Origin of the sequence: Caulobacter rhizosphaerae, from assembly GCF_010977555.1 — a bacterium.
Lineage (GTDB): Bacteria > Pseudomonadota > Alphaproteobacteria > Caulobacterales > Caulobacteraceae > Caulobacter > Caulobacter rhizosphaerae.
Genome location: NZ_CP048815.1, coordinates 2,635,547 through 2,654,417, shown reverse-complemented (window position 1 = coordinate 2,654,417; position 18,871 = coordinate 2,635,547). Strand labels below are relative to the sequence as shown.

The 18,871-nt window shown below is 68.0% G+C and carries 20 protein-coding genes; 11 read left to right on the top strand and 9 right to left on the bottom strand.

The features are described from left to right. Positions 1–96: 96 nt before the first annotated feature. The 4 genes from G3M57_RS12260 (at position 97) to G3M57_RS12245 (ending at position 4,695) form a co-directional block, all read left to right on the top strand. The gene (locus G3M57_RS12260; RefSeq protein WP_244322632.1) at positions 97–1,596 is read left to right on the top strand and encodes a response regulator; all 1,500 of its coding nucleotides are present in this window, start codon (positions 97–99) and stop codon (positions 1,594–1,596) included. Positions 1,597–1,628: 32 nt separating this feature from the next. Beyond that, positions 1,629–1,820, top strand: a complete 192-nt coding sequence (locus tag G3M57_RS12255; RefSeq protein WP_163230827.1) for an alpha/beta fold hydrolase — start codon at positions 1,629–1,631, stop codon at positions 1,818–1,820. 290 nt (positions 1,821–2,110) lie between these two features. Next, entirely contained in the window at positions 2,111–4,171 is a 2,061-nt protein-coding gene (locus G3M57_RS12250; RefSeq protein WP_163230825.1) for a pyridoxamine 5'-phosphate oxidase family protein, read from the top strand. 59 nt (positions 4,172–4,230) lie between these two features. Beyond that, entirely contained in the window at positions 4,231–4,695 is a 465-nt protein-coding gene (locus tag G3M57_RS12245; RefSeq protein ID WP_056751184.1) for a nuclear transport factor 2 family protein, read from the top strand. 133 nt (positions 4,696–4,828) lie between these two features. Here the strand turns inward: G3M57_RS12245 and G3M57_RS12240 are convergent, their stop codons facing one another. Further along, the gene (locus tag G3M57_RS12240; RefSeq protein ID WP_163230823.1) at positions 4,829–5,749 is read right to left on the bottom strand and encodes a LysR family transcriptional regulator; all 921 of its coding nucleotides are present in this window, start codon (positions 5,747–5,749) and stop codon (positions 4,829–4,831) included. Between the two features lie 280 nt (positions 5,750–6,029). On the opposite strand from G3M57_RS12240, the gene G3M57_RS12235 reads away from it, so the two are divergent. The 7 genes from G3M57_RS12235 (at position 6,030) to G3M57_RS12205 (ending at position 11,114) form a co-directional block, all read left to right on the top strand. Then, positions 6,030–6,329 (top strand): YciI family protein, encoded by a 300-nt coding sequence (locus G3M57_RS12235; protein WP_163230821.1) that lies wholly within the window; start codon positions 6,030–6,032, stop codon positions 6,327–6,329. Positions 6,330–6,360: 31 nt separating this feature from the next. Then, the gene (locus G3M57_RS12230) at positions 6,361–7,050 is read left to right on the top strand and encodes a type 1 glutamine amidotransferase domain-containing protein (protein ID WP_163230819.1); all 690 of its coding nucleotides are present in this window, start codon (positions 6,361–6,363) and stop codon (positions 7,048–7,050) included. Between the two features lie 2 nt (positions 7,051–7,052). Continuing rightward, positions 7,053–8,027 carry an amidohydrolase family protein gene (locus G3M57_RS12225; protein WP_163230817.1) on the top strand — a complete coding sequence of 325 codons (975 nt, stop codon included), beginning with the start codon at positions 7,053–7,055 and terminating at the stop codon, positions 8,025–8,027. Positions 8,028–8,106: 79 nt separating this feature from the next. Next, positions 8,107–8,862, top strand: coding sequence for a carboxymuconolactone decarboxylase family protein (locus G3M57_RS12220; protein WP_208789675.1), 756 nt, complete (start codon positions 8,107–8,109; stop codon positions 8,860–8,862). Between the two features lie 34 nt (positions 8,863–8,896). After that, positions 8,897–9,337, top strand: coding sequence for a putative quinol monooxygenase (locus tag G3M57_RS12215; RefSeq protein ID WP_163230814.1), 441 nt, complete (start codon positions 8,897–8,899; stop codon positions 9,335–9,337). A gap of 140 nt (positions 9,338–9,477) precedes the next feature. Then, positions 9,478–10,410: an NAD(P)-dependent alcohol dehydrogenase gene (locus tag G3M57_RS12210; protein ID WP_163230811.1), complete on the top strand. Its 933-nt coding sequence runs from the start codon at positions 9,478–9,480 to the stop codon at positions 10,408–10,410. A gap of 2 nt (positions 10,411–10,412) precedes the next feature. Further along, complete coding sequence (locus tag G3M57_RS12205) at positions 10,413–11,114, top strand: helix-turn-helix transcriptional regulator (protein WP_163233709.1); 702 nt, start codon at positions 10,413–10,415, stop codon at positions 11,112–11,114. Between the two features lie 226 nt (positions 11,115–11,340). Here G3M57_RS12205 and G3M57_RS12200 read toward each other — a convergent pair whose 3' ends face one another. The 8 genes from G3M57_RS12200 to G3M57_RS12165 form a co-directional block, all read right to left on the bottom strand. Next, a complete protein-coding gene (locus G3M57_RS12200) occupies positions 11,341–12,693 on the bottom strand; it encodes an alginate export family protein (protein ID WP_163230809.1) in 1,353 nt (450 codons plus the stop codon). Beyond that, a complete protein-coding gene (locus tag G3M57_RS12195) occupies positions 12,690–13,400 on the bottom strand; it encodes a YoaK family protein (protein WP_163230807.1) in 711 nt (236 codons plus the stop codon). The genes G3M57_RS12200 and G3M57_RS12195 overlap by 4 nt, the downstream gene beginning before the upstream one ends. Further along, positions 13,397–13,813, bottom strand: coding sequence for a DoxX family protein (locus G3M57_RS12190; protein ID WP_056751215.1), 417 nt, complete (start codon positions 13,811–13,813; stop codon positions 13,397–13,399). Before G3M57_RS12190 ends, G3M57_RS12195 begins: the two co-directional genes overlap by 4 nt. A 2-nt stretch (positions 13,814–13,815) precedes the next feature. Beyond that, positions 13,816–15,666 (bottom strand): amidohydrolase, encoded by a 1,851-nt coding sequence (locus G3M57_RS12185; protein ID WP_188916152.1) that lies wholly within the window; start codon positions 15,664–15,666, stop codon positions 13,816–13,818. Positions 15,667–15,764: 98 nt separating this feature from the next. Continuing rightward, entirely contained in the window at positions 15,765–16,034 is a 270-nt protein-coding gene (locus tag G3M57_RS12180) for a DUF1427 family protein (protein WP_163230804.1), read from the bottom strand. Positions 16,035–16,097: 63 nt separating this feature from the next. Beyond that, a complete protein-coding gene (locus G3M57_RS12175) occupies positions 16,098–16,763 on the bottom strand; it encodes a hydrolase (protein ID WP_163230802.1) in 666 nt (221 codons plus the stop codon). Between the two features lie 278 nt (positions 16,764–17,041). After that, positions 17,042–17,260 carry a GntR family transcriptional regulator gene (locus G3M57_RS12170; RefSeq protein ID WP_163233708.1) on the bottom strand — a complete coding sequence of 73 codons (219 nt, stop codon included), beginning with the start codon at positions 17,258–17,260 and terminating at the stop codon, positions 17,042–17,044. Positions 17,261–17,400: 140 nt separating this feature from the next. After that, positions 17,401–18,816: a glycoside hydrolase family protein gene (locus G3M57_RS12165; RefSeq protein WP_163230800.1), complete on the bottom strand. Its 1,416-nt coding sequence runs from the start codon at positions 18,814–18,816 to the stop codon at positions 17,401–17,403. Positions 18,817–18,871: the final 55 nt, after the last annotated feature.

Genomic DNA, 18,871 nt, shown 5'->3' with positions numbered 1-18,871 from the left:
CCCATGGTCGAACCCCGCCCCCCCTCAGACGACGACGATCGACGGACGCGTATCCTGATCGTCGACGACGAGGCCGCCAACCTTCAGGCCCTTCGCGTGACGCTGGGAGGCCAAGGCTTCGACGTCGCCGGCTTCACCCATCCAGACGACGCGCTGGAGGCGATCACGCCTGGCGCGTTCGACGTGCTGCTGACCGACCTGATGATGCCTTCGACCACTGGCGTCGAGCTGCTGCAAAGGGCCCACGAGCGCGACCCCCACCTTTCCGGCGTCATCATGACCGGGGAAGGCTCGATCGCCTCGGCGGTGGAGTCGATGCGCAGCGGCGCTGTCGACTATGTCCTCAAGCCGCTCAAGCTCAGTAACCTGCTGCCCATCCTGGCCAGCGCGCGCACCCTTGGCCGGCTGCGGCGCGAGAACGACCAGCTGGAACAGAGCGTGCGGGCTCGCACGGCGGAACTGGAGCACGCGCTTGAGGAGGTCGATCGCCAGGCCGCGGAACGCCTCAAGGCCGAACAGGCGCTGATGCAGGCCCAGAAGATCGAGGCCATCGGTCGTCTTACCGGCGGCGTCGCCCACGATTTCAACAATCTGCTCGCCGCGGTGATCGGCAATCTGGAGCTGCTGCAGCGCAAGCTGCCGTCGGAGGCCGAACCGTGCCGGCGGTTCGTCGACAACGCCCTCGAAGCGGCCAGTCGCGGCGCGAAGGTCACCGGCCAGCTCCTCGCGTTTTCCCGGACCCAGCGGCTGCGCCTGGAGCCGCAGGAAGTCGACGCGACCTTGCGGCGCAGCGACCCGCTCCTGCGCCAGGCGCTGGGTCCGGGCGTCGATCTCGAGGTGAGCCTCAAGGCCGAGGGCGCCTGGGCCAGCACCGACGCCACGCAACTGGAGCTGGCCGCGCTGAACCTGATCGTCAATGCGCGCGAGGCCTTGCCCGATGGCGGCGTGGTGCGCCTGAGCACGCACCTTGAGCCCGACCGGATCATCCTTGAAGTCGCCGACACCGGCGTCGGTATGACGTCGGAGGTTCTGGCGCGCGCAACAGAGCCCTTTTTCACAACGAGGACAGGCTCCGGAACCGGCCTGGGCTTGGCGCAGGTCCATGGCTTCGCGCGCCAGTGCGGCGGCGACTGCGAGATCGACAGCGCTCCAGGCGAGGGAACCCGGGTGCGCGTTTGGCTCCCGCGAACCGAACCTCCCGCCCTGCGCGTCGAAGCGCCGCCGGAACCGGTCGCGACGCAGCGAGACGGCCTTCGCGTGCTGGTCGTCGACGACGATCGTCATGTCCGCGACAGTCTTTGCGAAGCCTTGGCCAGCGAAGGCTTCCTCGTGCGTTGGGCGTCGGACGGTCCTTCGGGACTGGCCCAACTGGAGACGGAGACGCCCGACGCCGTGGTGCTGGACTATGCGATGCCGGGCATGACCGGCGCGGAAGTCGCACGCCGCGCCCAGGCGTCTCATCCGCATCTCCCGATCGTTTTCTTGAGCGGCTATGCGGACTCCCTGGCCCTGGACCAGATCGAAGCCGCCGCCGTCCTGCGCAAGCCGATCTCCATCGCCGACCTCAGCCGCGCGCTAAGGCTGGCGGTGGGCTAGCGACGTCCCGAAACCGCCGGCAGCCGCCGACGTTGATCGTCTGGGGCAAGAACGACGAGATCTTCCCCGAAGCCGGCGCCCATACTTGCATGCGCGCCCTGCCCAAGGTGGAGATGCGCATCCTCGACACCGGCCACTTCGACCCCGAGGACAGGTTCAGCGTCATCGCCCCGATGATCCACGACTTCCTGGATCGCGAGGTCGGCGACGGCGGCGCGCGCTGAGCCGACCCCGTCGCGCCGGAGGGTCGCCGAGATTGTTCCAGTTTTGACAATAATGAAGTGTCTCGGCGGGCCATTCTCATCATCCGACAACAGCGCCACCTTGGCTTCGCGCCTCGGGATCGGGCGCTCCAGACATTCAGGGCCCAGATCATGAAGCTCTACCATCACCCCCTGTCGGCCACTCGCATCGTCCCGTTCGTCGAGACGCCGGTCGGCCTCTCCGCCGCCGCCTGACCCCAGGGCCGAACGCGCCGCGAAGCGCGCCGGCCTGCCAACCCGACAGGTCCGTCATGAGCACCCATGTCCCGCAGACGAAACTGGCCCCCTGGCACGCCGGCGAGAAGGCCCTTCAGGAGATGGCGGGCGTCTCCGATCGGATGGAGGACTTGGGTAGGCGGGTGATCCGCGACTTCATGCCGGAACAGCACCGCGAGTTCTATAGCCGCATACCTTTCGTCGTCGTTGGCGCGGTCGATCACGCCGGCGCGCCGTGGGCCACGCTGTTGGCCGGCGAGCCCGGCTTCATGCGCTCTCCCACCGACAAGTCGCTGGACATCGGCGCCCGGCGCGAGGCCAGCGACCCAGCCGCGGAAGGCCTGGCCGAAGGCGACGCGATCGGCCTGCTGGGCATCGAGCTGCACACCCGTCGACGCAACCGCATGAACGGCGTCATCGCCATCGCGAGCCCGGCCGAGCTGCGGGTGGAGGTCGAGCAGAGCTTCGGCAACTGTCCGCAATACATCCAGCTGCGGGACTACAGCTTCGTGCGCGACCCGAAGTCGCCGGCGCCGGTCCTGGTCGAGGAACGCGACACCCTCGACGCCGAGGCGCGGGCCATGATCGCGGGGGCCGACACCTTCTACGTCGCCTCCTACGCCGAGCGGGACGACCGGCGGCAGGTGGACGTCTCTCACCGGGGCGGCAGGGCCGGTTTCGTCCGGGTCGGCGACGACGGGGTGCTGACCATCCCCGACTTCGCCGGCAATCTGTTCTTCGCCACCCTCGGCAACATCCTGCTCAACGGCAAGGCGGGGCTGGTGTTCGTCGACTTCGAGAGCGGCGACCTGCTGCAGATGACCGGCGAGGCCGAGGTCGTGCTCGACTCGCCCGAGATCGCCGCCTTCCAGGGGGCGGAACGCCTATGGACCTTCCGGCCCCGCCGCGTGATCCGTCGGCGCAACGCCCTGCCCTTGCGCTGGGCGTTCGAGGCGAACGGCTGGTCGCCCAACGCGCTCATGACCGGCGACTGGACCCAGACCGCCGACCGTCTCAAGGCCGTCGAGCTGAAGGCGCGCTGGCGGCCGTTCAAGGTCTCCAGGATCGTCGACGAAAGCCGCACGATCCGTTCGTTCTACCTTGAGCCCGACGACGGGGCCGGGTTGCTGGCGCACCGGGCCGGGCAGCACCTGCCGCTCCGCCTCACCCTGCCGGGCGCCGACAAGCCGGTGATCCGGACCTACACGCTTTCGGTCGCGCCGTCGGACGGGATCTACCGCATCAGCGTCAAACGCGACGGGGCGGTTTCCCAGCATCTGCACGACCACGTGCGGGTCGGCGATGTCCTCGAGGTCCGCGCGCCGGACGGGGCCTTCACCATCGATCCGGACGCCGAGCGCCTGGCGGTGATGCTCGGCGCCGGCGTCGGCGTCACGCCGCTGATCGCCATGCTGCGCCACCTGGTCTACGAGGGCCTGCGTACCCGGCATGTTCGCCCGACCGTCTTCTTCTACAGCGCCCATTCGAAAGCCGATCGCGCCTTCGACGCCGAGCTCGCCCAACTCGCGGCCGCCGCAGAGGGCTCGGTGACCATTATCCGCGTGCTCAGCGACACCGACGGCGCGCAAGCCGGGATCGACTTCGAGGCCGAAGGCCGTCTCGACCTGGCGAGGCTGTCTCGTCACCTGCGACCGGGCGACTATGACTACTACCTGTGCGGACCGTCGCCCTTCATCCAGACTCTCTACGACGGGCTGCGCGGGGACGAGGTTCCCGACGAGCGGATCCGCACCGAGGCCTTCGGGCCGTCATCGCTGAAACGCGCCACTCGGATGGGCGGACCGCCACCGGCGACCACGCCGGTGTCCGTTATCTTCACCAAGTCCCTGAAAGAGGCCCGCTGGACACCGGGTCCCCAGACCTTGCTGGAACTGGCCGAGGCGCGGGGCCTCAATCCGGAATACAGCTGCCGCATCGGCAGCTGCGGGACCTGCCGCACCAGGCTCGTCAAAGGCGCAGTTTCGTACCTGACCCCGCCCACCGCCCCGATCGGCGAAGGCGAGGTCCTGATCTGCTGCGCGGCGCCGGCGGCCTCCAGCGACGGGGCCGCCCCCCGCATCGAACTCGCCCTCTGAGGCGAGAGCCGCTCGCAAACCCAACAGGGCCGATCCAGGCCCTTCAGGAGAGATCCACCATGTCACGCCCCCCGCTGCCGCCGTTTACCGAAGCCACCGCCATCGAGAAGATCCGGCTCGCCGAAGACGGCTGGAACAGCCGCAACCCGACCAAGGTCGCCCTGGCCTATACGGAGGACACCCGCTGGCGCAATCGCGCCGAGTTCCTGAACGGCCGGGCTGAGGTCGAGGCGTTCCTGACCCGAAAATGGAACCGCGAACTCGACTACCGGCTGATCAAGGAACTCTGGGCCTTTACCAGCAATCGCATCGCCGTGCGCTACGCCTACGAGCACCACGACGACAGCGGCCATTGGTTCCGGGCCTATGGCAACGAGAACTGGGAGTTCGGCGAGGACGGCCTGATGCAGGTCCGTCACTGCTGTATCAACGAACAACCGATCGCCGAGGCCGATCGGAAGTTTCATTGGCCCTTGGGCCGACGGCCGGACGATCACCCCGGCCTCAGCCATTTCGGCTTCTGAGTTCCGGCGCCGGCGTTGCGGTCCGATCGCAGCGTCGAAGGCCGCCGGGTGATTGCGACCCGTCACAAACTCTAGGAAACGCCTGGGGTCGAAAGAGTGCTGACCGGAGGCGACCCCGTCGAGGCCCCGGGCGTCAAGGCGCCGTCTCGGCCTCGAGGCGCTTGGGTAACTCGGCGACCAGCGCATCGATCGCCAGGCGCGACCGCAGGGGCAGATACCGCGTGGCGGGCCATACGGCGTAGCATTCCATCATCGCGCTCGGGCGGTCCGCCCACAGCTCGACCAGACGGCCCGCAGCCACGTGCGCACCGACCAGCCAGTCGGGCAGCCAGGCCAGGCCCATGGCTTCCACGGCGGCGTCGGCGACGACTTCCAGATCATCGAAACGCAGGCGCGATCTGACGGGCACGTCCACCAGGACGCCGGCCTCGTCGGGCAGGCGCCACGGCAAGCCATAGTCGTTGCGCCAATAGGTGAGCAGCTCGTGCCCCGAAAGGTCGCTCAGCGCGCCCGGCGCGCCGCCCCTCGCCTCCAGATAGGCCGGGGCGGCGCATAGCACCTTGCGCTGGCTGACCAGGCGCCGCCCCTGCAGCGCCGAGCCATGGCCGAGAGCCCCGTTGCGGACCGCCAGGTCATAGCAGTCGGCGATGACGTCGACCTGGCGATCGCTGAAGCTGAGCTCGAGTTCCAGCTTGGGATGCTGGCGGGCATAGGCGCGCAGGATGGGCGCGGCGCAGCGACGGCCGAACAGCACGGGCATCGACACCCGGAGCCGGCCGACCACCTCGCGGCGGCCCGACTCCAGGAGCGACTCGCTGGCCCGCAGCTCCTCGATCGCCCGCGCGCATCGTTCGTAATATTGCTGCCCGTCCTCGGTGAGGCTCTGCGTGCGGGTGGTCCTGTGAAACAGCCGGACGCCGAGCCGCTCTTCCAGGCGCGCGATCGACTTGCCGACAGCGGATCGCGTCAGGGATAGCCGCTCGGCCGCCTTTGCGAAGCTGCCCGCCTCGACCGCCTCGGCGAAGATCTGAACGCCCTCGAACCGGTCACGCATCTGGCGACGCTCCAAAGATGGCTCGGCCCATTGCGGAACAACAGGACCCAAAGACGGGAGAATTAGTCCCCAATGATGAAGCTCATTCTACGATACAACGCCGGCCAGCAAGAGATTTATCGAGACGACCGCCGATGGCGCCGTTCTTCAGCGTCCCCTGAACCCACCCTCGCGCGACAGGGCCTCCGCTCCGCGGAGCAGCCCGCACGGCCGGCGCGCGGCGCCGCCCACGCTGCGGTTTCAACCTGCCCGGCCGCGCAAGCAACCAAGGAGCCTGACCATGAAACTGCTGTGCCTCGACATTCCCCAGCCGGGCGCGACTCTCGAGAAGTACCAGCCGCACATGGCCGACGAAGCGCGCCACGCCTGGCAAATGTACAAGGGCGGCGGCGTCCGGGACATCTACTTCCGGCAGGACCGTCCCGGCGTCGCCATCATCGCCGAGGCAGAGTCCGTCGAGGCCGCCAGGAAGGCGCTGGCCGAGTTTCCCCTGGCGAAGGCGGGCCTTCTCGATTGGGAGGTGATCCCGCTGGGTCCCTTCCTGAACTGGGAGTCGCTGTTCGCTCCCGGCAACACCTAACAGCCGAACTCAAATCCCGAGGAGGTCGAGCATGGCCGACACCATCAAGCCGATCCTTTGCGTGGTCACCAGCCACCCGATCCGGGGCGACACCGGCGAGCCCACCGGCTTCGCGATGGTCGAGCTGACCCACCCGCTCGAGGTCTTCAAGGCCGCCGACATACCGGTCGAAATTGCCTCGATCCGCGGCGGCCATCCGCCGATCGACTTCTTCGACCTCGGCGACCCGATCAATGACCGCTTCTGGAAGGACCGGGAATTCCGCGAGGTGCTCGCCCACTCGCTGATCCTCGGCGAGCTCAATCCGTCCCGCTACTCGGCGGTGTTCTTCGCCGGCGGCCACGGCACGATGTGGGACTTCGCCGACGATCCGGCCGTGCAGCGGGTCATCCGCGAGATCTGGGAGGCCGGCGGCGTCGTCTCGGCGGTCTGCCACGGCCCCGCCGCGCTGGTGAACGCCACCCTGTCGGATGGCGGTTACCTGGTGGCCGGCAAGAGGCTTGCCGCTTTCACCGACGAGGAGGAGGCCGAGGTCGGCTATACGAAGGTTGTGCCCTACCTGCTGGCGACCACTCTCAAGGCGCGGGGCGCGCTGCATCAGGCGGGACCCAACTGGTCCGAGCAGGTTGTGACCGACGGCCGTCTGATCACCGGCCAGAACCCGGCGTCGGCGCACGGAGTCGGCCAGGCGGTCGTCGACCAGCTCAAGGCCAGGGCCTGACCATGAAGATCGTTGGCGTCGAGGAGCACGTCCTCCCCCACGCGGTGAAGGCCGCCTGGAGCACTCAGCCCGGCGGCGACGACGGCACGCTCTCGCTCAATCCGGGCGTCATCGGCGAGCGGCTCGCCGACCTCGGCAACCAACGGCTGGCGCTGATGGACGAGACCGGCATCGACGTGCAGGTCCTGTCGCTGACGACCCCGGGCTTGAACAATCTCGGGACCCACGGCGTCGACCTGGCCCGCCAGATCAACGACCTTCTGGCGGAGACCGTGGCCGCCAACCCGTCCCGCTTCCAGGCGCTGGCGGTGCTGGCGTCGGGAAACGGCGACGCCGCGGCGCGCGAACTCCAGCGGGCGGTCGAGGATCTCGGCTGCAAGGGCGCGATCCTGTACGGCCGGGTCGGCGACAAGAACCTCGATGACGCGATCTTCGAGCCCACCTTCGCCTGCGCGGCCGAACTCGGCGTCCCGCTGCTGATCCATCCGCAGATCCCGCAGGCGAGCGTTCGCGACGCCTATTATTCCGGCTTCGGCGCGCCGATCGACCTGGCCCTGTCGACCTTCGGCTTGGGCTGGCACTACGAGGCGGGCGTGCAGTTCGTGCGCGTCGTCCTGGGCGGCGTCTTCGACCGCCATCCCGGGCTGCAGGTGATCCTCGGCCACTGGGGCGAGTTGGTGATCTTCTATCTGGAGCGGTTGGCCATGCTCGACCGTCTCTCCGGACTGAAACGGCCCTTCGTCGACTATGTGCGCGATAATCTCTACCTGACCGCCAGCGGCATGTTCAGCCCGGTCTATCTGCAGCGGGCGATCGAGGCGGTCGGGCCCGACCGGATCCTGTTTTCGACGGACTTTCCCTACCAGTACCGAACGGGCGGCGACGCCCGGCGTTTCGTCGAGGGCCTGGCGCTCGACGACGCCGACAAGGCCAAGTTCGCCCACGGAAACTGGGACCGCCTCTCCAGACGCCCCTAGCCTCGCCACCACCGGGCCGTTCTTCGAAGGAGCGAACGACGTGAAGCTCGTTACCGCCTTGATCGCAGGAGTTTTCGCCATGGCCGCCACCACCGCCGAAGCCCAGCAACCCAATGTCGCTGGCCGCCGTGTCTCGCCCGACCAAGTCCGCTCCGTCGCGCCAGTCCTGGAGCAACACACGCAGGAGCGGCTCTACGGCGAGGTCTGGACCCGGCCGGGCCTAGACCGCCGCGATCGCAGCCTGGTCACCATCGCCGCCCTGATCGCCCGTGGCGAGGCGCCCGCGCTCGGCTACTACGCCGACCAGGCGCTGGAGAACGGCGTCGCGCCGCGGGAGATCTCCGAGACGATCTTGCACCTGGCTTACTATTCCGGCTGGGGCAAGGCGATGGCGGCGGTCGGGCCAGTGGGCGAGGTCTTCGCCCGGCGCGGCTTAGGGCCCGACCAGTTGCCGGCCGAGCCGCCCAGGCCGCTGCCGCTGGACGAACCGGCCGAGGCCCAGCGCGCCCGGAGCGTGGACGACCAGTTCGGGGCCGTCGCGCCGGGCCTGGTCGGCTACACCACCGACTACCTTTTCCGCGACCTGTGGCTACGCCCCGACCTCGCGCCGCGCGACCGCAGCCTGGTCACGGTCGCAGCGCTGATCGCCTCGGGCCAGGTCGGGCAGGTTCCGTTCCATCTGAACCGGGCGATGGACAACGGCCTCACCCAGGACCAGGCGGCCGAGGTGATCACCCACCTGGCCTTCTACGCCGGCTGGCCCAACGCCATGTCGGCCCTGCCGGTCGCCAAGGACGTGTTCGCCAAGCGGGCCGCGGCCGCAGCCAAGGACTGACCCTCGTGGCCCAATGCGGATGGACGGAAAGACCATGAAGAGATCGAGGATGGTGATCGGCGCGGGAATCCTGGCGCTCGCCACCGCGGCTGCATCCGGCTTCGGAACACGAGCCCAAGCCCAGGCGGCGGGCGAGCCGCCAATGGTGCGCATCGCCGAGCTGGAGATCGATCCCGCCTACCTCGAGGCTTACAAGGCCATCCTGGCCGAGGAACAGGAAGCTTCGGTGCGGCTTGAGCCCGGCGTGCTGATGCTGCACTCGGTCGCCATCGCCGACAACCCGTCCCACATCCGTCTGCTGGAGGTGTACGCCAGCCGCGCCGCCTATGAGGCGCACCTCAAGGCGCCGCACTTCGTCAAGTACAAGACCGCCACCGAAACCATGGTCAGGTCGCTGAAGCTGGTCGAGACCACGCCGATCCTGCTGTGCGCCAAGTCCAGGGGACGCGCCGGCGGGCCGGTGACCTGCCTGTGACCTTTCGCGCTCGCTCGGATCGATGAGTCAGCCGCTCGACCATGGCGCCAGAAACTGTCCCCATCGGGCTCCATAGCTGCGCCTTCCTGACGGACCGCAACTCGGTCGTCCTTCCCGAAGCCATGGTGCGAGCGCCCACAATGAAACGTATTCAATATCACCGCTACGGCGGCCCGGAGGTCATGCGCCTGGAGGACTTCGACCTGGCCGCGCCCGCCGTGGGCGAGGTGGCCGTGAAGGTCCGGTTCGCCGCCGTCAATCCGATCGACTGGAAGCTGCGCGCCGGCCTGATGAAGATCGTCACCGGCAAGACCTTCCCGCGCGGCATGGGCATGGACCTCTCCGGAACCGTGACCGCCATCGGGACCGGCGTGACCCGCTTCACGGTCGGCGACGCCGTTTTCGGGCTCGCGCGCTTCAAGGAAACCGGCGCGCTGGGCCAGGCCGTGCTGGCCAAGGAGTCTGCCCTCGCCCGGAAGCCCGACGCGGTGTCCTTCGAGGACGCCGCCTGCCTGGGAACGCCGGGCGCCACGGCCTGGAACGGCTTGGTCGACAGGGCTCGGCTGACGGCTGGCCAGTCTGTGTTCATCAACGGATGCGCAGGCGCGGTCGGAGAGGCCGCCGTCCAGATCGCGCGCGCCCGCGGGGCCCGGATCTGGGGAAGCTGCAGCGCCGACGACCTCGACCGGGCCAGGCGGCTCGGCGTGGAGCAGGCCTTCGACTACCGCACGACCGACCTTTCTCGGATCGGTCAGCGTTTCGACGTCGTCTACGACACGGCCGCGACGATGACGACGTCCCAGGGCCTTGGCCTCCTGCGCAAGGACGGGGTGTACCTGGACCTCAACCCTTCGCCCGGCAAGTTCATCGGCGCGCTCTTCAACAGGCGGTTCAAGCCGATCGTCTGCACGCCGAGGGCCGAGATCCTCGACGCTCTTGCGCTGACCGCCCAAGCAGGAAATCTTCGTCTTCCGATAGCCCAGACCGTGCCCCTGAGCGAGGCGATCGCCTTGATCACCGCCCTGGAAGCGGGCCGCAAACTTCGCGGCAAGGGCTTGGTGGCGATGGATTGAGCATGTCCCGAAGCCATCGCCTTTTCGATCTGCTGCAAGAGCTTCGCCGGCGCCGCGGGACGGTGTCCGGCGGCGCGCTAGCCCGCGAGCTCGATGTGTCGCTGCGCACCATCCGCCGCGACATCGCCACCCTGCAGGCCATGGGCGCCGACATCGACGGCGAGCCGGGCGTCGGCTACATCCTGCGCCCCGGCTTCGTCCTGCCGCCGCTGTCCTTCACCGAGGAGGAGATCCAGGCCCTGGTGGTCGGCGCCCAATGGGTCAGCCGCCAGACCGACGAGGCCCTGGCGCGCGCCGTCCAGAACGCGCTGGCGAAGATCCACGGCGTGCTGTCGCCCGACATGCGGCGCGCCTTGGACGATAGCGCGCTTTTCGTCAGCCGGAGCCAGGCCGCGGCATCGGGTGTCGATCTGGCGCGGGTCAGGCGCGCCCTGCGAGAGCAGTGGAAGATGCGTATCACCTATGCCGACGAGGACGATACGCCGATGGACCGAACCCTGTGGCCGATCATGTTGGGTTTCATCGAGAACCAGCGGTTCATCGCGGGGTGGTGCGAGCTCACCTCGGACTTTCGTCTCTTTCGCACCGATCGGATCCTGAAGGTCGATTTCCTGGAAGAGCGGTATGCGCGCAATCGCCGCCAACTCGTCAAGGAATGGCGGGCTCGAGACGAGCACCCATGTCGGCGGACCGATTGCAGCTAGCTCTTTCATCCGCCCAGCCGCGCACAACGCAATAGTAGTCGGAGAAGGCGTCGATCAGCCAACCGTGACGACGATCCTCCCCAGGCTGCGGCAGATCGAGGTCTTCGACGAGCAGGACGTCGGGGCCGCCATCGTCATGGAAACGCACCGCCTTCGTGGATGAACTCCTGGTCCGAAAAAGCCGACGGCCAAGCCATCGCCATTGGTGCTGGGGCCGCGGGCCTCGTCAAAAACGGTACTGAACGATCGCCATCACGAAGTCGCCGTCGCGACCGCCAGCCGCCTTGACCGCCGCATCGACCTCTTGATGCAGCGCCTCGACCTGCAGCTTGACGTTCCGCGTCACTTGCCAGCTGGCGTCGGCTTGCAGCGCATGCCCCACCGCCTTGGCTCGCGAGGCCAGCGAGCCTGGCAGCACCACGGACGGCTGCAGGTAGACGGCGTCGCCGCCGGTCTGACGGGCGCGATCCAGGTAGCTGACCTCCAGGGAAATCGCCTCGGTGGGCGACAACCCCAGGCTCGGCCGGATCGCCATCAGGTTGGACCAGCTGGTCAGGCTGCTTTCGTTGAAATAGGCGCCTTTTGGGAACAACGGGTTGAAGGTCTGCAGCCGGCCGTCGTTGGGATCCTTGTCGCCCGAGCCGGCGTCGAGGCGCAGGCCGATCCGAGGTTTCCAGGGCGCGGCCAGGGTATAGCCGCCACCGACCGATCCGCCCCAGGCACGGATCCTTTGCCCGGCGAAGCCGCCGCGCTGGATCATGCCCTCGGCCTCGAAGTCGATCGCACCGACCTGCCCCGCCAGGCGCGCGCCTAGGCTCCTGCGGCGCTCGTCGCCGGTCACCGCGCCGAACCTGGCGCCGTCGCGCTCAAGCTCCAGCGCATAGACATCGAGGTTGAGATGGGACGCCAAGCGCCCCGCGGCGTAGACGCCATAAAAGTGCTGCGCGCGATTGCTGGGATCGTTGAACGCGCCCCGAGCGATCGTGACCGGCGTGACGTAGAACGCGTCCAGCCGCAGCCCCTTGGTCTGGCGAGTCACCCGCAGGCCGTCGAAGCTCTGGCGGATGTTGGGGCCCTCGCGCACCGAGACGAACCGCTGGGTGGGGCTGAGCATCAGCTCCTGCCGCCCCAGGCGCAGGCGCCAGAGCCGGTCGGCGTCCGGCGTGACGTCGATGAAACCGACCTGTGCGTCCAGCCCGTCGCGATCGGTGAGCGCCGGAGCGTCGGACTTGCCGACGTCGCGATGCCAGCCCAGCTCGCCATAGACCCGGACGCGGTCGTTCAGGTGCAGGTCGGCGCTGAACAGGCCCCGCACCAGGCCGTAGGTGTCGGCCGGTTCGCCGGCGACGCCGAAGCGCGGGGCGTCGATCGCATCGATCCTCAAACGGGCCTCGCCGCCAAGGGTCAGATAGGCGTCGCCGCCGACCGGTATGTATCGCAGGACGTCCAGGCCCGTGCGATCCGCCGCGGCCAAATAGGCATAGGTCTCGTCGGAGCGGATCGGCTTAAAGGCCTCGGCGGCTTGGGCGGCGCTGGCGCTGGCCAGGATGGCGACGAGCGCCGTCGCAGCGAGGTTCATGACCGCTCTCCCCGAACGGCGTGGAGAACCGCCAGCACCGCCACCACGATAACGCCCAGCGCAAGGCTCCAGGCGCCGGCGACCAGCACCCCGATCGCGCCGCCCATGGCGCCGAGCGCGAAGGCCGTCACGGGGGGCCAGGTCTTGCGGATCCGCGCCTTCAGCGCCTCGTCGGGACGGCCACGGGCGATGGCCAGATCGACGATGTCGATCGCCACCTGGGTTACGTTGCCGGTCATCATGGTCGTCGGCGCCAGATGGGTGAAGACGACGCGCGCGCCGACGTTCTGCACCGCCATGGCCGCCACCCCCGTCAATCCGGCCAGCATGACGGACGGCGCGTTGGCGCTGGCGGCGGGCAAGGCCCACACGGTCAGGAGCATGAAGCCCGCTAGCAGGACCGCCTGCAACGCCAGGACCAAGACCTCGCAAGGCTGGTCCCGGGCGTTGCGCCAGCGGATCAGCGCGTAGGCAGCCGCCACCGCGCCGATGAACACCGGCAGGGCCAGGAGCTTGGTGGCCAGGCCGCCCGCGTCGCCCGCCAGCCCTACGCCCAGCATGACGATGTTGCCGGTGGCGTGGGCGACGAACAGGCCGAATAGCAGCACAAAGCCAATCACGTCGACATAGCCGCCGACGAAGGCCATGCCCACGCCGGTCACGCCGGCCAGACGGGTCTCCTTGGTCAGGATCGGCTGCGGGTTCATGCGGCGCGCTCCTTTTCGACCAGGGCCGCCGCGACCATGAAGCCGCCGATCAGGCCGATATGTTCCAGGAAGGTGTTCAGGGCGTGGAAGCGCTCGGCGGGGTCGGCGACCGTCCAGTAGGGATGGGCGATCAGGGTGGCCAAGGCTGTGAAGACGCCCAGCGCGCCGGCCGCCAGCCAGCTCAGCCGGCCGAAGATCAACAGGACCGAGCCGCCCAGCTGGACGGCGATCGTGGCGGCGACCACCAGGACCGCGGGCCGAAGGCCGAAGTGCGCCGCCTCGCCGAGCGCGTCCCGCCAATGGGTCAGCTTGTAAAGGCCGGCGAACCAGTAGGGCGTGGTGAGGACCGCGCGCGCGACAGGCCCGAACACGGGGGCCCGCAGCAGGGCGGCGATGGGTCGGGGCGTGGTCATGATCACACCGCCCAGCAGCCACAACCCATGGCGCCCCAGAAGGATCGCGCATCGCTGGTCGGGGCTTCGCGGGTGTAGGCCGCCGCGTGGTCGTGGCCGTGGACGTTGCAGCCGCTGGCGCAGCCGCAGGCCAAGGCCAGGGCGCGGGCATGACCGCGCGATCGATCCTGGTAGCCGCCGAAGGTCCGCACCGGCGACCAGTCGGGCATCGGCGGCGGCAAGACTGGCGCCAGCTTGTCGTATTCGCCCTGGCCGTGGACCACCTTGCCGCCCAGCAAGGTCAGCACGGACGACAGGTGCGGGATCTCGTCCTCGGGCACGGTCATGTAGTCGTCGGCGAGCACCGCCAGGTCGGCCAGTTGGCCGACGGCGATCTGGCCCTTCTTGCCTTCCTCGTTCGAGAACCAGGTGTTGGCGGTGGTCCACAGGCGCAGGGCCTCCTCGCGGTCGAGACGGTTGGCGGGCGGATAGAGCCGCGTACCGCCGACCGTCTTGCCGGTCACCAACCAGTTCAGCGAGACCCAGGGGTTGTAGCTGGCCACGCGGGTGGCGTCCGTGCCGGCTCCGACCGGGACGCCAGCCTTCAGCATCTTGTTGATCGGCGGCGTCGCCTCAGCCGCCTTCGCGCCATAGCGGTCGATGAAGTACTCGCCCTGGAACGCCATCCGGTGCTGCACGGCGATGCCGCCGCCCAGGGCCGCGATACGGTCGATGTTGCGGTCGCTGATCGTCTCGGCGTGGTCGAAGAACCAGTGCAGCCCGTCGAACGGCATGTCCTTGTTGACCTTCTCGTAGACGTCCAGCGCCCGCGTGATGGTCTCGTCATAGGTGGCGTGCAGCCGCCAGGGCCAGCGGTTCTCGACCAGATGGCGGATCACCGGCTCGAGATCGCTCTCCATGTTGGCCGGCATCTCGGGACGCTCGACCCGGAAATCCTCGAAATCGGCGGCGCTGTAGACCAGCATCTCGCCCGCGCCGTTGTGGCGGTACTTGTCGTCGCCCTGCCCCGGCTTGACCTGCTTGGACCAGCTTTGGAAGTCCGACAGCTCGGCCTTGGGCTTCTGGGTGAACAGGTTGTAGCTGATGCGCAGGGTCAGCTGGTCGTCGGCGTGCAGCTTCTCGACGATCTCGTAGTCGTCGGGATAGTTCTGGAAGCCGCCCCCGGCGTCGATCACCCCGGTCACGCCCAGGCGGTTCATCTCGCGCATGAAGTGGCGGGTGGAGTTGAGCTGGTACTCGGGCGGCAGTTTGGGACCCTTGGCCAGGGTGGCGTAGAGGATCGTCGCATTGGGCTGGGCCAGCAGCAGGCCCGTGGGCTCGCCCGAGGCGTCGCGCTGGATCTCGCCGCCGGGCGGGGCGGGCGTGTCCTTGGTGTAGCCGACGGCGCGCAGGGCGGCCCGGTTGAGCAGGGCGCGGTCATAGAGGTGGAGGATGAACACCGGCGTCTCGGGCGCGGCGGCGTTGATCTCGTCCAGGGTCGGCAGCCGTTTTTCGACAAACTGGTGCTCGGTGAAGCCGCCGACCACGCGCACCCACTGCGGCGGTGGGGTGTTGGCGGCCTGCTTCTTCAGCATGGCCATGGCGTCGGCCAGGGTCGGCACGCCGTCCCAACGCAACTCCATGTTGTAGTTCAGCCCGCCGCGGATGATGTGCATGTGGCTGTCGATCAGGCCGGGGATCACGCGGCGGCCCTTCAAGTCGATGATCGTCGGGTTCGGGCCGGCGACGGTGCGGACCTCGCCCTCCTCGCCGACGGCGGCGAACTTGCCGTCGCGGACCAAAGCGGCGTCGGCGCGCGGGTTGCTGCGATCGAGGGTCGTGAACTTGCCGTTGACGAGCAGCAGGTCGGTCATGGGGCCGGGCCTCCGAGGCTGGGCTAAAGCGGAACTGGACAGGAAGGCCGCGCCCAGGGCGACGGCCTGTCTGCGATTTGGGGGGCGGCGGTCGAGGGTCATGTCTGACCACCTTTAGGATCAGGGCCGTCATCGGCGATGGCTTGCTGACCCAGCACCTGACCGGCGCATTCTGGGGCCTTAAGATAGGCCACGACGGGGGCCTTGGTGAGCAGACGTTTGGCGATCGGAACCGCCTGTTCGCCAAGCAGCATGCCCATCAACCCGAGCAGGGCGATGGCCGGCGGGGCGGGCGAGCGCACGCCGAGCAGCGAATAGATCACGCCGACGAGCAGGCCGACACCGAGGGACAGAAGATAAGGTTTCATGCCAACGCTCCGTGGACTGAAGTGGAGGCGGGGTCTTGTACAAACCCCGCCTCGAAACCGACCTCAGGCCGCGGCCACGTGGCTCTCCGAGGCGCCGAACATCGACTTGGCGTAGGTGATGCCAAGGCCGTAGGCCCCGCCCAGCTCGCGAGCGATCCCGGTGGTCAGGTCGTAGGTCTCGCCGCGCGCCCAGTCACGCTGCAGCTCCAGCAGATATTGCAGGGACGTGATCGGCTGGGCCCCGGCCTGGATCATGCGCGACACCGCGCGCTCGTGGGCTTCGTCAGAGACATCGCCGCTGGCGTCGGTGATCACATAAACCTCAAAACCCTGGTCCAGAGCCGAGAGCGCGGGACCGACGATGCAGACCGAGGTCCACAGGCCGGCCAGGACGATGCGCGTCTTGCCGATGGCGTTGACCTCGGCGATCACGGACTCGTCTTCCCAGGTGTTCATCGACGTGCGGTCCAGCAGGGCCTTGCCGGGAAACGGCGCGGTGACCTCCGAGAACATCGGCCCGGAAAAGCTCTTCTCGGCGACGGTGGTCAGGATGGTCGAGACGCCGAATCCGGCGGCGGCGCTGGCGACCAGGCCGGCGTTGTTGCGCAGCTCGATAGTCGAGATCGACTTGGTCGCGAAGGCCATCTGCGATTGGTAGTCGATCATGATCAGGGTGTGATCGGCGGCGCTCAGGAGGCGGGCGCCTGGGGTGGCGGTGGCTTGGATCATGGCTAGGTCCCTTGATGCTTGGAGGACCTGTTCCGGCCGCCCCGTTGTTCTGACAGGGACACTTTGGACTCGGCGCATCACCACATAAATGGAAAGTATCGAAACCTATTGTTTCCAAAATGGCATCAAAACTCCCTCACTGCAGGGGGCCTGGGATGCACGAACCGCTCAAGGCGCAACGTTCTCCCGCCCAAGGAGTCGCATACCCTGATCGCGCTCGATCCGCCGCTAGGTCGCCCTCAGGAGTTGCTTCACCTTGGTCCCGGTCGTCGCCATTCCTAGTCGGAGGCGAAATAGGTTCCCGCTCCCTGCCTGCGCTGGATGATCCCCTCACGCTCCAAATCCGCCAAAGCTTTGCGGACCGTCACGCGCGCTATCCTGAGCTCTTGCGCCAAGCACCGCTCGGTCGGCAGCCGAACGCCGCGATGGGGCGCTTCGATCTTGCGGATCATGTCCGCCAGCTGTCGATAGAGCGGACGCCGGGGATCAGATCGCATCAGGCGGGCGCGGGCGGAGGCCAAGTCGATGACGACGGGCGTATCAGCGGGCGTGGGCTCTAGAAGGACCGTCTCCGCCAAAGGGCTCCCGTCGTCGGCTCCGAGCGCTTCGACACGCTTGGGGATCGACCCAGGATGGATCACGGAGGGCTTCCCCCGGAGCCTTGCTTGCGCGCGGCGCGGACCATGACCGACCCGGCCAGTTGCGAGAACCCGCCGTCGGCGAAGAGCGCCAGGTCCGACTTGTCGACGCCGTAGTACCGGAAGCTCAGGGCGCGAAAGCGGTTGATGTAAAGAACCCCCAAGCCCCGTTTCGGGTCGATCACCAGGTCAACCACGTAGCGGCCGTCGGCCGTTCGCGGAAACGCCACCCGCGGCGCGTTCGCGCCTTGCCCACGATAGAGGAACGCGGCCTCGCCCTTGGCGGTATCCAGTTCCAAGACGCTCTTGCCGCCCTTCCCCGCGTCAAAGCTGACGCCGAAGCGGTCCCCCGGCTTGACCGTGATGTCGGCCTTGGCCAGCAGCGCCTGGTCGGCGGGACCGATCAGGGTTTGGGTCAAGGAGATCTTGGCGCGTTCGGTGGAGAACTGGCCTGCCACGGCGTCAGGCAAGCTGACGGCCAGGACGCCAGGTCCTGCCCGACGGATCGCATGCGCGACCAGATCGCCGCCCCAGACCAGGTCCCGGCTGTCCTTGTGCAGCTCCTTGTGCGCCACCCAGCCGAACAGCAGCCGTTCACGTCCCGAGCCGGCCGTCCTGCCCGCGTAGAAGGCGCGCCCATCCAGGCCGTTGAGGCGCCCATATTCATATTTGCCGTCGCTTTTGGGCGCGGTGAGATACCGGACCAGTCGATATTCTTCGCGCTGATCGGAGAAGACGATGAACCAGTCATCGCCCTCGGAGAAGAGGTCGGGCACTTCCAGATTCAGCGGCGAGCGTTCCGAATAGAGCGGCGCGGCGGCGGTCCATTTGACGAGGTCGGGCGAGGTATAGAGGGCGATCACCGCATCGAACTTCTGGCGCGACGCCAGGACCATCCAATAGGCCTTGGCCTGGGGGTTCCAGAACACGAACGGGTCGCGAAAGTCCCGCTGATCATAGGTCGGCTTGCCGGCGAACGTCGCCTTCGGATCCTTGGCCCAAGGTCCGGCCAGGCTGGCCGCCCTGGCCACCATGGTCACCTCCATGGGCGCGCCGTTCGGGTCGTGCCCGGTGTAGAAGAGGCGATAGCCGCCGGCCGGATCGGCGATGACGCTGCCGCTACCCGTCCAGACGTCGGGCGAGCCCTGCTCGCCGACCTTGACCGCCTCGATCGGCTTGGACCAGGTGCTCAGGTCGGACGTCTGCGACATCCACCAGGGATGACGCCCCTCGTTCTTGAGGTAGAAAATCGAATAGACGCCGTTCTCGTAGTAGGGATTGGGATCACCGATCCCCTCAGGCTCGCCGGCGAAGTAGACCGCGCCGTCCTGGGCGGTCTGTGCTGCGGGCGTTTGGGCTTGAACGGCCGCTGGCGCTACGGCCAACAGGGCCGCGCCGAGCATTGATGCGAGCATCGCTACGCTCCTTGGCTGATCAGAAATGCGCATCCGCCGCCTGCAAGGCTAAGCG

What these genes read in the sequence shown, in the direction of transcription:
- G3M57_RS12250 (WP_163230825.1), top strand. Translation starts at nt 2,111, where the DNA reads ATGAGCACCCATGTCCCGCAGACGAAACTGGCCCCCTGGCACGCCGGC.
- G3M57_RS12245 (WP_056751184.1), top strand. Translation starts at nt 4,231, where the DNA reads ATGTCACGCCCCCCGCTGCCGCCGTTTACCGAAGCCACCGCCATCGAG.
- G3M57_RS12240 (WP_163230823.1), bottom strand. Translation starts at nt 5,749, where the DNA reads ATGCGTGACCGGTTCGAGGGCGTTCAGATCTTCGCCGAGGCGGTCGAG.
- G3M57_RS12235 (WP_163230821.1), top strand. Translation starts at nt 6,030, where the DNA reads ATGAAACTGCTGTGCCTCGACATTCCCCAGCCGGGCGCGACTCTCGAG.
- G3M57_RS12230 (WP_163230819.1), top strand. Translation starts at nt 6,361, where the DNA reads ATGGCCGACACCATCAAGCCGATCCTTTGCGTGGTCACCAGCCACCCG.
- G3M57_RS12225 (WP_163230817.1), top strand. Translation starts at nt 7,053, where the DNA reads ATGAAGATCGTTGGCGTCGAGGAGCACGTCCTCCCCCACGCGGTGAAG.
- G3M57_RS12220 (WP_208789675.1), top strand. Translation starts at nt 8,107, where the DNA reads ATGGCCGCCACCACCGCCGAAGCCCAGCAACCCAATGTCGCTGGCCGC.
- G3M57_RS12215 (WP_163230814.1), top strand. Translation starts at nt 8,897, where the DNA reads ATGAAGAGATCGAGGATGGTGATCGGCGCGGGAATCCTGGCGCTCGCC.
- G3M57_RS12210 (WP_163230811.1), top strand. Translation starts at nt 9,478, where the DNA reads ATGAAACGTATTCAATATCACCGCTACGGCGGCCCGGAGGTCATGCGC.
- G3M57_RS12205 (WP_163233709.1), top strand. Translation starts at nt 10,413, where the DNA reads ATGTCCCGAAGCCATCGCCTTTTCGATCTGCTGCAAGAGCTTCGCCGG.
- G3M57_RS12200 (WP_163230809.1), bottom strand. Translation starts at nt 12,693, where the DNA reads ATGAACCTCGCTGCGACGGCGCTCGTCGCCATCCTGGCCAGCGCCAGC.
- G3M57_RS12195 (WP_163230807.1), bottom strand. Translation starts at nt 13,400, where the DNA reads ATGAACCCGCAGCCGATCCTGACCAAGGAGACCCGTCTGGCCGGCGTG.
- G3M57_RS12190 (WP_056751215.1), bottom strand. Translation starts at nt 13,813, where the DNA reads ATGACCACGCCCCGACCCATCGCCGCCCTGCTGCGGGCCCCCGTGTTC.
- G3M57_RS12185 (WP_188916152.1), bottom strand. Translation starts at nt 15,666, where the DNA reads ATGACCGACCTGCTGCTCGTCAACGGCAAGTTCACGACCCTCGATCGC.
- G3M57_RS12180 (WP_163230804.1), bottom strand. Translation starts at nt 16,034, where the DNA reads ATGAAACCTTATCTTCTGTCCCTCGGTGTCGGCCTGCTCGTCGGCGTG.
- G3M57_RS12175 (WP_163230802.1), bottom strand. Translation starts at nt 16,763, where the DNA reads ATGATCCAAGCCACCGCCACCCCAGGCGCCCGCCTCCTGAGCGCCGCC.
- G3M57_RS12170 (WP_163233708.1), bottom strand. Translation starts at nt 17,260, where the DNA reads ATGCGATCTGATCCCCGGCGTCCGCTCTATCGACAGCTGGCGGACATG.
- G3M57_RS12165 (WP_163230800.1), bottom strand. Translation starts at nt 18,816, where the DNA reads ATGCTCGCATCAATGCTCGGCGCGGCCCTGTTGGCCGTAGCGCCAGCG.